Below are 13,351 nucleotides of genomic sequence, written 5' to 3' on the forward strand. Positions count from 1 at the left end.
TTAGTCAATACCTATTTCGTCAACGAATAAGAAGGCATCGCTGCCGGCTCCACCGTGCCATGCAGGCAATTTGCTGCTGTTGATAATAACTTCCACATAACGGGCTGTTACCGGTTCGAAAGTGATTTCCTGCGGATAGATACCATCCTTATCTTCTTTTGTCAGTTCGGGAATCTTTTTACTTGCCACTTCACGGAAGTTTGTTCCGTCATTGGAAACCTTTACCGTAACTCCGGCAGCGCCCATAATCCAGTCTCCTTTTACTACATTTGTATTAAAGGTGACTTTGTTTATTTCGGCCGGTTCTTTCAGGTCGATCACGGCATCTACATCCTTTCCCTGAAAACCTAACCAATGGCCGGTCTTGTAGTTCTCATTGCCTGTCAGACCGTCTGCAAGTGCCGGAGCACCATTAAAAGAATAGCCTTTGCTTGGTTCTTCCTTCAGCGTGATAGGCTTCATGGTTGCTTTGTTGAAGTGGATTTGTTCATTGAAAATGCGGCTTTCCGTACCGTTCGGACGAATAACAATAGCTTTAAAGTCGGCATCCTTAGTTATCTGGATAGGTGCTTCATACTTCATGCTGCTGCTTGTTGGAGTACTACCGTCTAACGTGTAATAAATGGTACCTTCTCCCAGTTTAAGCAGGCTGATTTCTAAACTGCCCTTTTCTGTATTGGGGGTAAGTACGGCATTTACATCAAATATATGTTTGGCATAGTTGTAACCCAGGCGGTCATACAATTCCGTCATTCTTGCTACACGAGGCAGGAAGCTCTGGTAATCTTTCTTGGAAGGGTCAGTCCATTGTACTTCTGCCAATGCATCCATACGGGGCAGTACCATGTATTCTACCTGCGAGAAAGTAGGTATGTATTCTGTCCACAAGTTAGCCTGGGCTCCGATAATATATTTTTGTTCGTCGGGAGTAAGTTCGGCAGGAACAGGCTCAAACGAATATACTTTCTCTAAAGGAAGATATCCGCCAATGGCTTCAGGATCATTCTCCGTATCGGTAGACTGGTAATAATCAAAATAAACGAATGTGTTCGGAGCCATCACAACGTTGTGTTTCTGCTTGGCTGCTTCCACTCCTCCGGCCATGCCTCTCCAACTCATTACGGTGGCATTCGGAGCCAGGCCGCCTTCCAGTATTTCGTCCCAGCCGATGATGTGGCGTCCTTTGCTTTCTACAAACTTTTCCATCCGTGAGATAACGTAGCTCTGAAGATATTCTTCCGCCGTATGTTTTTTATCTCCCTTGATTCCTTCGGCTTTGATGCGCGCCTGGCATTTCGGGCATTTTTCCCAACGGACTTTCGGACATTCATCGCCTCCCACATGTATATATTCGGAAGGGAACAGGTCTATTATTTCTGCTAGTACATCTTCGAGGAATTGCATAGACTGGTCGTTGCCGGCACAGATTACATCTTCGGATACACCCCATTGTTTCCATACTTCATACGGGCCGCCCGTACAACCTAATTCGGGATAAGAAGCCAAAGCCGCCTGCTGGTGTCCCGGCATATCGATCTCAGGAATGATCGTAATGTAACGTTCTTGTGCATATTTTATAACGTCGCGTATTTGATCCTGCGTATAAAAGCCGCCATATTCCTGACCGTCATACTTGCCGGAATTGTGCCCGATCACAGTTTCCGAACGTTTCGAGCCTATTTCCGTCAGTTTAGGGTACTTTTTTATTTCAATACGCCATCCCTGATCATCTGTCAGATGCCAATGGAATGTATTTATATTATGCAGGGCCAATATGTCCAGATACTTCTTTACCGAATCTGCAGGGAAGAAATGACGACTTATATCCAGCATCATTCCACGATATTTGAAACGGGGATAGTCGTTGATTGTAACGGCCGGGAGTTCGATATTCGCCCCTTTTGCCGTTGCCGGGATAGATTTGCGTAATGACTGAATGCCATAGAATACTCCGGCTTCGGTAGCTCCGGCAATCTCAATGCCATCTGCGGACACAACTAATTTATATCCTTCCAGATTCTGGATATTGCTATCTACAGATAAGTTGATTCCTTTGGACGTTGCTTGTGTCGTGGTGCGCAGCTCATAACCCGTAACTTCATTAATGTAAGCGGCAAGGAATTTGGCGTTTCGGGCCATGTTGTCATTTCCTTCCGGATAAACAATCCGGGTAGAGGGGGATAGCATGAAAGGTGTGCCGTCTGCTATTGTCACTTCTTGCGGCAAGGGTACGATTCCATAGTTGCCCTTCATCGTTTTGTTGTTTGAACATGCCACCATGCCTGCGCATGATGCCAGTATCAATACATACTTGCTGAATTTGTTCATGTGTTTATATTGTTTAGTTTAAGAAATGTGAGGACAAACTTACTAAAAAACCTTCGGATTTCCTACAGAGGTATCACCGGAGCTCCGGCGAAGGTTCCGTAGGGCTGCAAAATGGTTGCCGTTGTTCCTGTAATGGTTTCGTAGGCCTACAAAACGATGCCAGCCGTTCCGGCAGTGCCTCCGTAGGGATACAAACCCTTCGCAGCCGCTCCGGTGATGCTTTTGTAGGGGTTTTACACCGGGACAGCTTTGAAAAAGCTGCCTACTGCGCGGACAAGTGCCATTTTTAGGTAGGCGTCATGACAGAAGACCAGGGTTTGTCCTTCATCGGCTGCTTCTTTAAGCATCCGTACTTTTTCGTTATAAGAAATAACAGGATATGTATCATAGGCGGATATCCATTCCGGCGATACGTTGGCGGCAAGCGGGATGACATCTCCTGCAAAAACCACCTTCCGCTCCGGTGTTTGGATATAGGGTACTAATTGTCCCGGCGTATGCCCGTTGTAAATACGAAGTTCTATATCCGGACAAAGGAAAGTATCGTTGTCTACCAACCGGAGCAATCCGGCCTCCTCTACTGCCTGCATGTTTTCTGCGAAGTAAGAATCTTTTTCCAAAGCGTTAGGATGGCAGAAGTTGTTCCATTGGGAGTGGCTTACCCAATGGGTGGCATTAGGGAAGGCAACAATGAGTTGCCCGTTTGCATTATCCTTAAGAGTTGCATAGCCGCAATGATCAAAGTGCAGATGGGTAAGCACCACATCCGTTATTTGCCCGCGGCTATATCCCAACTGTTCCAGTTCGTCGTTTAAATCTTTTAAATTGAAAAACTGATAATAGCTGAGTTGTTTTAAATGCTTATTTCCTGCTCCGGTATCGATTAAAATAACCCGGCCGTCGTCTGTTGTAACCAGGGCGCTTCGCATAGCTAGTATGCACCCGTTTGTTTCATTGCTGGGATAACGGCGTTGCCAAGCTGTTTTAGGAATTGCTCCGAACATGGCGCCGCCGTCTGCATAGAAATACCCCGTATCTATAAGATGGACATCCATATGTTGTGTTTATTTAGAACTTGTATTGCAAACGAACCGTCAGTACATTATCCTTGCGGTCTTTTTCGTAACCTTTTACAAAGGTACTCTTTTCGTTGAAATTAAGTTCATAATAGGCTTGCAGGCGGATATGTTTGTTGAAGTTGTATATACCACCCAGGCCTAAAGTGCTTTGTGCAAGATCCGTTTTGGAGGTATAGCTGTTTTCGGCTCCTGCTTCGTTTCCTTTAATCTTAGTATTCGGATCATAAGCATCGTACTTGAATACGACAGAAAACGGGGATGCCCCGATGTCTTGCACCAGATAGAAGAAATAACCCAGGAAAGGACGCTTGAATAATGAGTTTTCCGGTAAATCTTCAGGGCGTGAACTGTAATTGGGGCTTCTGCTACTTCCGGCAATACCCGGTTGGGTGCCTAAAAGTCCTTCTGCACGTAAGGTTGTTTTGCCTAGAGAGCTTAAGAAGGAAAACTGGGCGTCCATACCTATATACTGACGTTTCATGTATGTACCGGTCTCTCCTTTGTCTATCTTGACGAAATGCTTACCGTCCATTTCATAAGCCTCTTTTGTCGGATTGTAAACGTAACCGTGATAGTATGAAACACCTAATCCCCATTTGCCCCAATTCCCGATAGGTTTTTCGGCTCCCAGGCGGCCGATAAAATCTTTCCGGCTGTCTGTTTCCCGGTTAATACTGTTTCCTGCGAACAGGCCGGCATCCAGACGAAGAAAGTTTAGCGGACTTTTCTCCGGCGTGCGCAAGGTAAGCATAGCTCCCAGATCTCGTTCATCGGGGAAAAAATACTGAATGATTGTTGCACGTTCGGGAGATTCCAGTCCACTGGTTGAGTAACCGATTTCATAGCCGAAAGGACGATTGAATACACCTGCCATCAGTTGATTGCGTTTTGTCCATGGGTCTTTGACTCCGATGTATAAATCACGAAAGCTTATACCTTTGTCATTTGCCTCTATTTGCACGGCACCTGTACCAATACCGTCGTTGTATTCAAATTTCAGACGTCCGCGACGAATGCCGATACGGTTAAAGCCTTTATCTTCATGTTCGTTCTTATCTCCTACTTTAAGGGTTGCATCTTCCTGCCCATATTGGTATTGTCCCTGGATATAGGCCGATACTTTAAATTTGCTGAGTTTTTTTACAATTTTGTCCAGAGTTGCAGTCTCTTCTGCAAGCGAATCTATACGAGGGTTTAGGTTCTCTGTTTCCTGAGCTTTCATCGCTAAGGGAAGCAGCGCTAACAGAGCGAGCGCCATTCTTTTTCCAATTTTCATTTTAGTTTGTTGGTTGCGGTGAATAAAAATATGACTCACTGTTTCCGCCTGCAAATAAACAGTTTTTCTGTTTCACATACGTTTCGACAGCATTGCAAAGATAGGAACAAATTATTACAATAATATTACAGGGGGGATATCAACCAATATTACCATAATTATATGCACAACATTTTTGTCTTAGCCTCGTCCGGCGTCCCGCTTTCCCCTGTCAGGTCAATGCCTCCTGCAGTCGGCAGCCCTGTAGCAATAGCACTATATTGAGCTTTTTTTCAAAAGTATATTTCATAAAGAATGCACCTCAAAAGTTTTTTATCTAACTTTTGGGGTGCACTTCATTTGATATAACCTCTTTTACTTTTAAAAGATATATGTCTTTTTTACTTCTTGTTTCCTTCGATCCACTTGTATGCGTTCACAAAGGCTTCGATCCATGGAGTTACCTGATCGTTTTCCTTGCGGTCGGCAGGATAATAACCACATTGCCATGGGAAGATGGCACGTTCGGGATGAGGCATCATTGCCAGATGGCGGCCGTCTTTAGAGCAAACGCCGGCTACAGACCAAGGCGAACCGTTCGGATTGGCAGGATAGCCTTCGTAGTTATACTTTGCTACTACATTATATTCCTTCTCTTCATACGGGAATGAGAATTTACCTTCGCCGTGAGCCACCCATACACCCAACTTGTTTCCGCTAAGCGAACCGAACATGATGGAGTTGTTTTTCGGAATCTCCAGTGTTACGAAGTTCGATTCGAACTTATGGGAATCATTATGCAGCATCTTGTGCTTCACTTCGTGTTCCGGATAAACCAGTCCCAGTTCGGCCATCAACTGACAACCGTTACAGATACCCATACTCATTGTATCGGTGCGTGCGTAAAAGTTCTCGATTGCCTTTTTGGCCTTCTCATTATATAAGAAGCCGCCTGCCCATCCTTTGGCTGAGCCGAGCACGTCGGAGTTGGAAAATCCACCGCAGAATACGATGAAGTTTACGTCTTCCAGTGTTTCGCGTCCACTGGCAAGGTCGGTCATATGAACATCTTTCACGTCGAAGCCGGCCAGATAGAGTGCATAAGCCGTTTCGCGTTCGCACTGCGTACCCTTCTCGCGGATTACGGCAGCCTTGATTCCACTCGGACCTTTGCGGTCGGCAGTCAGGCCGTAAGCAGAAAGTTTTCCGGTGAAGTTCTTGTTGTATTTGAATTCAAGCGGTTGCATCTTATAGTTCTCGAAACGGTTGCCTGCGCAAACGTTACCGCTCTGCTTGATATCCAATTTATAGGATGATTCATACCATACGTCGCGCATATAGTCAATGCCGAAGTGGTATTGTACACCGTTTTTCGATACCAGTATATGGCGTTCATCGGTCGGTTTTGCAATGACGGCGAAACCTACACCGGCTTCTTCCATCATCTTTTCAAATGCTTTCTTGTCTTTTACCTGAACCAGAATACCCGGATTTTCGGCAAACAATATTTTGATAACATCCGTTTCGCCTATCTTGTCCAGATTTACTTCCAGACCGCCTTCTACATTGGCAAAACACATTTCGAGCAAAGCAGTAATCATACCGCCGGCAGAGATGTCGTGTCCGGCAAGAATCAAGCCTTTCTCTATTGCTTCCTGTATGGCGTTAAATGCGTCGCGGAAGTATTCGGCATCCTTTACAGTCGGTACTTCGTCTCCCAGTTTGTTCAATATCTGGGCAAAGGCGGAACCTCCTAATTTTAATGTGTCGAATGAGAAGTCTATATAATACAGGCTCGAATTCTTTTCGCGGGCTAATACCGGAGAAACGATTTTCTTTATGTCGCTTACTTCGGCACCTGCCGAGATGATAACCGTACCCGGAGCAATTACTTTATCATCGCCATACTTTTGCGTCATGGATAAAGAGTCTTTACCGGTAGGAATATTGATGCCTAAAGAGATGGCAAACTCGGAAGCCGCTTCTACGGCTGTGTATAAACGGGCATCTTCGCCTTCGTTGCGGCACGGCCACATCCAGTTGGCGCTCAGTGATACACCTGTCAGTTTATCGCTGAGCGGAGCAAATACGATATTGGTTAATGCTTCTGCTATTGCCATTACCGAGCCTGCTGCAGGGTCTACCAATGCTACCTGCGGAGCGTGCCCGATGGATGTTGCAATACCTGCTTTTCCACGGTAGTCGAGGGCTACGGCACCCAGGTCACTCAATGGCAATTGCAGTTCGCCCTGGCATTGCTGGCGGGCAACCCTTCCGCTTACCGAACGGTCTACTTTATTGGTTAACCAGTCTTTGCAAGCAACGGCTTCCAGCTGGAGAACGTTTTCCAGATAATGATGCAGTTCCGATTCTTTGTAAACAACCGGCTGGAAACTTTCGGTAACGGTATGGTCTGTCATCACAGTTCTTGGCGGTTTGCCAAACATATATTCCAGCTTGATGTCGATAGGTTTTTTTCCGTCGGCCTGTTCGAAAACGAACTTCATGTCGTTTGTTGTTTCTCCTACCACATACATCGGAGCGCGTTCGCGTTCGGCAATGCGGCGCACACGGGCTACGTCTTCTTCTTTCATCAGCAAGCCCATACGTTCCTGGCTTTCATTACCTACGATTTCTTTGGCCGAAAGTGTCTTGTCGCCGATAGGCAATTTGCTCATGTCTATATGTCCTCCGGTAGCTTCCACTAATTCGGATAGACAGTTCAGATGGCCACCTGCGCCGTGGTCGTGGATAGAAACAATCGGATTCTCGTCTGATTCGGCAATCGTACGGATTACATTGGCAGCACGTCTTTGCATTTCGGGGTTGGCACGCTGTACGGCGTTCAGTTCGATACCGCTGGTATATTGTCCCGTATTTACAGAAGATACGGCACCTCCCCCCATACCGATACGATAGTTGTCGCCACCAATAACGACTACTTTCTCACCAGGTTCGGGATTACCTTTCAGTGCATCGCGCATATTGGCAAAACCTACACCGCCGGCAAGCATAATCACTTTGTCGTAAGCATATTTCTTATGGTTTTCCGTATGTTCAAAGGTAAGCAATGAACCACAGATTAGTGGTTGTCCGAAATGGTTGCCGAATGTTGAAGCACCATTGGATGCCTTAATCAATATCTGTTCGGGCGTCTGGTATAACCACGGACGCGGGTCAAGAATTTTTTCCCATTCACGGGCTTCCTCCGTACGCGGATACGAAGTCATATATACGGCTGTTCCGGCAATTGGCAACGAAGCTTTACCGCCGCCCAGACGGTCGCGGATTTCACCGCCGCTACCGGTTGCAGCACCGTTGAAAGGTTCTACGGTTGTAGGGAAATTGTGCGTTTCTGCTTTCAGCGAGATAACGGTTTTAATATCTTTTACGGCAAAATAGTCGGGTTTGTCTCCACTTTTCGGAGCAAACTGTTCCACTACCGGGCCTTCGTTGAAAGCTACGTTATCTTTGTAGGCCGAAACCAGTTTGTTCGGATTCTCGGCCGATGTTTTCTTAATAAGATTGAACAGTGAACTTTCCTTTTCTTCACCGTCGATAACGAATACACCGCCAAAGATTTTATGACGGCAGTGTTCCGAGTTTACCTGCGAGAAACCAAACACTTCGCTGTCTGTCAGTTTGCGTCCCAGTTTCTGGCTTACTTCATTCAGGTAGGCAATTTCTTCGGTACTTAAAGCCAGCCCTTCCTGCTTGTTGTAAACTTCCAGGTCATCTATGTAAACGATAGGGTCCGGTTGTTTGCTGATAGTGAATAATTCCTGATTCAGCCCGTTGTAAATACGTTGCAACATCGGATCATGGTCTGCATCCTTGCCCGATACAGGAAAATACTCTTCTATGCGGGAGATGCCGGAAAGACCCATGTTCTGGGTTATTTCTACAGCGTTTGTACTCCATGGGGTGATCATTTCCCGGCGGGGACCAACAAACCAACCTTCCAATGTTTCTGCCTGAACAGGAGTTGCATCGCTAAACAACCATACCAGTTTTTGAACATCTTCGGGTGAGAAAGTTTGTGCAGCTTCTACGGCCAGCACAGTCTTTGTTGAAGATTTGAAAAATAGAATCATATCGACGATTTATTTATATATTCCACTTGTTAGTAAGGAGATGGCAAAGATAGCTATTTTTTGTGTTATATGAAATCAGTTGACAGAATAAGAAAGTTAATCGGATATATCCGGTTGTTTAATTTCTGATAAAGCACAATTTAATAAGATGTATAGGAAGTTGTATTCTTTTTGGCGGCTGGAAATTAATTTTGTCCTTGCTGGAAATTGATTTTTACCCAGGTAATAATTAATTTCGACCCAGGTCAAAAGAATAAATGTATAGGATATTCAACTTAAAATATCAGGTATAAAATATAATTGGCAAAACCACCAGTACAGTTTTTCAGAACGAAAAGTAAAAAAATAGTTTGACGTTTAAGTACCATTTAAAGACTACTTAAACGTCAAACCTTAATCTACCAGTAAAGAGCATTACTGTTCCGTATCCATACCTTGTGCTTTATTCCACTCAGCCTGTTTGTCGGCAGAAACAAAAGGCTCATCCAATATTTTCGTGTATGACTCAATAGTCTCCGCTGAGAACATACCGTTTCGATCTATAAAGTCAACACGTTGTTTAAGATACATCAGTTCATCATCCGTAAAATCGAATGATTTAATGCCGGTCATTGCATCGACAGTCTTAAAAGATACCTCAAACTCTCCATTTCCTACGGGAGTGGTTACAATGTCCTTTTGCTCTGTATCGGATAGTTTAATTTTATCCGTTACGGATATTTTTAAACCAATGTTTTTACGACTGTCGTACATCGGTAGCACGTTGTTGAGTATTAATACTCTGTCTTTTAATGTTAGTTCCATGATTTTGTTTTAATATTTATAGCATACATATTGGCTTTTATTATCCCAGTACATAGGATAAAGCTCCGGTTCTTGACCGCTTATCTTTTTTATTTGATTAAAATCCATTAAAGCCCCCACATTTATACAAGTCCTTTCCTGAGCATCAGCGTTACCCAAATAGCGAGATTCGACTTTAAATTTGCTACCCCATCCCTCTTGATGGTCACAATCTATCCATGTTTGAGGTAAAAGTGCATTAACTGACCGACCTATTCGAAAAGTCGCTAATGTCTTTTTGGATGCACCACCATCTGTTTCACTGTCACATAAAGCTAATAATGTTTGGATTCCACTGGACATTGACAGAGGATATGGCCCCATCCTTGCAAATCTAGAATTTGATTCGTTAAAATAAATTCCACCTGCAGAATCTATAATCATTTTACCTCTATTGTAAGTCATCACAGATTCAAGCGATGTGTCACTAATAGTGAGTCCACCAATTACTCCTTTATTCATATAAACTGAGCCGTCTTGCGTAACTCTAAATGGGGCATTAGCAGGGGTCTCATTTCCCGCCCATATACGTATTGATGTCGCAGATGTTCCATCTCCCGAAAAACCAGCCAATTTATTTCCATTATTATTGGCAATCCACATAGAACCACGGCTTTCAATATTTCCCGTATCATAAACCCGGAATGTAGGAGTTGCAGGAGGTTTGCCATTTGCTCCCGCACGGCCTCCAGACCAAATCCGGACAGTGCCGGAGGATGCCATACCTCCTGTACTACCAAAAGCTATAGCTCCAGTAGTTATAAGTCCTCCATTTATCGAAGTCAAAGTATTATCATAGGCAGATGCTTTAACCCATGAAGAACCACTCCAACGCCAGATATTGGTGCCGTCCACCCATAGGTCATTTACTTTCATTCCGCCAGATGGTTGATAATAATACACCGTCGATTTACTATTTGCCATACCAGCTGCGTTATTAGCTGCATTGGATGCGTTTTCGGCATCTGTCAGGGCATCGTTAACCCCATCATAAAGTGGTTGGAGATTAGGGCGGTCGGTTATGTTGTTATAGCCTGATGCAGACTTAAATACAAACTTTCCCCCGAACTCTCCTTGTGCCACATTAAAGTAAGTTTGCCCATCGGGACTGACGATCATCCCTACCGTAATCCGTCCAGGTAGTATCTCTGTGAAGCCGTACACCGTTACAAAGCTACGTTCCGCCTCATACTCACTAGATAACGCCCCGGTCAAGAAGTAATAATAACCGTCCCCTGGGTCCATCTTATACGGCGTTTTGCTCAGAAGGAATGTTCCGGTGGTCCCGGACTTGCTGCATTTTGAATACAAGTACATCGCTGTCGTATCGTCCAGTACAGGCGATGTATAGGCTGACATATTCCAGTATTTATACTCCGATGCCGTATGTGAGGATGACATTTTAGATATCCCCAGTGTCATGTGTTGCAGGATGGTGGCAGGAACAGTAAATACTTTTGTTTGTTGGTTGTAGACAAAGTTTGGATATATCTCTGTCGGACTTGTCTTGTTGTTCACGAATCGGAACTGCAGGCTTTCATCTCCGATCAACATCGCCATAGTTTGGATGGTAATAGGATTAATTGAAGCACTGAAACCAGAAATAGCATTTTCCAGCATTGAAAGGCCTTCGACCGCATCCCGCCAACGACGTTTGGTGAACGAAAGCGCGTCATTGTGCCGCCCTTCGTCCTTTACTTCGTTACCGTCTATTTTGCCCAGCTCAGAGGACACAAAGCCTGCTACCGGGGTATTTGATAGTTCCAGTTCTGGGCTATGGGGTTTATTGATATAATCCTTTATCCCAGTTATACGGATCAAAAGGCCGTTAGGCTGAAATTGCTTGTCACTAAATAAGACATAACCGCCCGGTTGCAGTTTGCCGCCTATTTCTAGCCATTTCTTTTTTGACCACATGCTGTCCAACTCACCAGTGAAAGTAAAATTTTCTTCTTCATTCTCAAACATGTATTGAACGGCCTCCCGGAACATATCCCAACTGGCGCCTGTTTTAGTTACGTTATCACACACATAGGCATCAGGAAGAGATATGTTAAAGATGGCATACGTATCGCCAACAGAGGGTTTAAAGGTTTCGTCAGGCATGATTGTTCCGTCTATTTCTTGGGGAACTATCTTAAAACGCCTCTCTGCATGAATATAACCGGTTAACTCCTTGTCTGTCTGCTCTATGTCAAACTCTTTCCCTGCCATGATACCCGACTGGAAGATAATAGTTACCTTTTCGCCAGCTATCCGGCATTTGGAATAGTCCAGTGCATCAGGGATCGTGTTGTCTTTGATGTCATAGAAGTTTTTATCCTTATCAACTGTTATCACTTCGCTGATAGTACCAACACGTGACGGGTAGATATTGGTTGCATCGTAACCGTCTTCATTATATACGGTCAACTCTCTATCCGCACGCGTAATATACATACCGTCTGCATCTGTTTTATAGAGCCTGCCTTGATATTCGAGTTCTTGACTTTTAGGTAGCAATAAGGAACCACTACCATACTTTGTTGAATCAATATTACGATCTCCGCCTTGTACATATAATATAGTAACTGGGGCTTTATCACCCTGGTTCTGCCGGGCAACACCAGTCTTAAAGCCGTTCCCTTTTCCGTATGATAGAGGCAAAGGGTCACCTTTATAGTATTCGACCTTGCCAAAATTGATTTTCTTACCAACAAACTCAAATTCGCTATTAAATTCATCTGCCAGCCTATTAAGTACCTCCATGCAACTTTCGTGGCTAAATGCTAAAGCCTTTTCCGTAGCCTCGATACAAGTTCCTAATGTCCATCCTGAATCGTGTAAGTTCAGATTGTCAATCAAAAGTTGCATAAACATACGGGGTGTTGCTGTTAACGGGAATTTAAGTTTATGAGGCTTGCCGGAAAGGAACTTATACTTTGTACGATTCAGTAATTCCCACCATCCGCCAAACTCAACGGTATATTCCAAATTCCGCTCGCCATGCTTTGTCAGGTTTGTAGGTGACCAAAGTGTATAGTGCTGGCCTTGAAACTCAATATAACTATACACAGGAATCTCGACATGCTCCGTAAGGGAGAAATAAAGAAACACCTTATCTCCCTGCCGGATCGCCCGGTAGCGATAACTGGTATCATCTACCGGAATATCCAGTATTTTAACGTTGTTTTTATCGTATATAATCATGGGGTTAATACTATTATAGATATGATTAAAGAAGTTAAAGCAGCTACCTCTACCCAAAACATCGGCCTAGTCCTTATAAAATCGGAAACTATACTATCCGTAACGTGCTTTGCCATATACCAAACAGTATAGATTATGTACAGTGTCCATACCGGGATAAGCACCCACCAAATAGGAGTAAGTGCAACCCAAAGCTGCGAGCATATCAATGTAACGGCTGCTGACGTACAATGCACTTTGTTTATCCATGTGTCTTTAAAGTCGGGAGCTAGCCCGACACCTAGCAGTCCAGCACAGGCAGCTACAGCAAGCAGCTGCATCGTAAAAGATGTACTGAGCTCCCACACTACCGGAAATAAAAACATTGCCGTAAGTGCCATACAAGCACCAAAGATCAATTTATGATCCAGCGTGTAATAGGTAGCCGAGATGGAATATGGAATACCTTTTGTTTTAATACACACTGCTGTTGTATAACCGGCGATTATTAAGAGAGATAAAATTATTAGTCCTATCATAATTTGTTATTTTGTGGGCTTAGCCCGATTTATTATTTTGTTTCA

General features: G+C 44.2%; 7 protein-coding genes. All 7 read right to left on the reverse strand.

Annotated elements, in window-relative coordinates:
- The 7 genes from C4S38_RS08035 to C4S38_RS08065 all read right to left on the reverse strand — a co-directional run bounded on the left by C4S38_RS08035 (nt 1) and on the right by C4S38_RS08065 (nt 13,306).
- A complete protein-coding gene (locus C4S38_RS08035; protein WP_103983291.1) occupies nt 1-2,328 on the reverse strand; it encodes a glycoside hydrolase family 20 protein in 2,328 nt (775 codons plus the stop codon).
- A 233-nt stretch (nt 2,329-2,561) separates the two neighbouring features.
- The gene (locus C4S38_RS08040; protein ID WP_103983292.1) at nt 2,562-3,383 is read right to left on the reverse strand and encodes an MBL fold metallo-hydrolase; all 822 of its coding nucleotides are present in this window, start codon (nt 3,381-3,383) and stop codon (nt 2,562-2,564) included.
- Between the two features lie 13 nt (nt 3,384-3,396).
- A complete protein-coding gene (locus tag C4S38_RS08045; protein WP_103983293.1) occupies nt 3,397-4,683 on the reverse strand; it encodes a porin family protein in 1,287 nt (428 codons plus the stop codon).
- A gap of 380 nt (nt 4,684-5,063) precedes the next feature.
- Nucleotides 5,064-8,756 (reverse strand): phosphoribosylformylglycinamidine synthase, encoded by a 3,693-nt coding sequence (gene purL / locus C4S38_RS08050; protein ID WP_103983294.1) that lies wholly within the window; start codon nt 8,754-8,756, stop codon nt 5,064-5,066.
- A gap of 414 nt (nt 8,757-9,170) precedes the next feature.
- Entirely contained in the window at nt 9,171-9,560 is a 390-nt protein-coding gene (locus C4S38_RS08055) for a hypothetical protein (protein WP_103983295.1), read from the reverse strand.
- Nucleotides 9,561-9,569: 9 nt separating this feature from the next.
- A complete protein-coding gene (locus C4S38_RS15815) occupies nt 9,570-12,788 on the reverse strand; it encodes an NHL repeat-containing protein (protein WP_103983296.1) in 3,219 nt (1,072 codons plus the stop codon).
- A complete protein-coding gene (locus C4S38_RS08065; RefSeq protein ID WP_234999323.1) occupies nt 12,785-13,306 on the reverse strand; it encodes a hypothetical protein in 522 nt (173 codons plus the stop codon). The genes C4S38_RS15815 and C4S38_RS08065 overlap by 4 nt, the downstream gene beginning before the upstream one ends.
- Nucleotides 13,307-13,351 lie beyond the last annotated feature (45 nt).

Origin of the sequence: Parabacteroides chinchillae (assembly GCF_900108035.1) — a bacterium.
Classification (GTDB): Bacteria; Bacteroidota; Bacteroidia; order Bacteroidales; family Tannerellaceae; genus Parabacteroides; species Parabacteroides chinchillae.

Coding starts and splice junctions, on each gene's coding strand:
- C4S38_RS08035 (WP_103983291.1), bottom strand. CDS start 2,328: ATGAACAAATTCAGCAAGTATGTATTGATACTGGCATCATGCGCAGGC.
- C4S38_RS08040 (WP_103983292.1), bottom strand. CDS start 3,383: ATGGATGTCCATCTTATAGATACGGGGTATTTCTATGCAGACGGCGGC.
- C4S38_RS08045 (WP_103983293.1), bottom strand. CDS start 4,683: ATGAAAATTGGAAAAAGAATGGCGCTCGCTCTGTTAGCGCTGCTTCCC.
- purL (WP_103983294.1), bottom strand. CDS start 8,756: ATGATTCTATTTTTCAAATCTTCAACAAAGACTGTGCTGGCCGTAGAA.
- C4S38_RS08055 (WP_103983295.1), bottom strand. CDS start 9,560: ATGGAACTAACATTAAAAGACAGAGTATTAATACTCAACAACGTGCTA.
- C4S38_RS15815 (WP_103983296.1), bottom strand. CDS start 12,788: ATGATTATATACGATAAAAACAACGTTAAAATACTGGATATTCCGGTA.
- C4S38_RS08065 (WP_234999323.1), bottom strand. CDS start 13,306: ATGATAGGACTAATAATTTTATCTCTCTTAATAATCGCCGGTTATACA.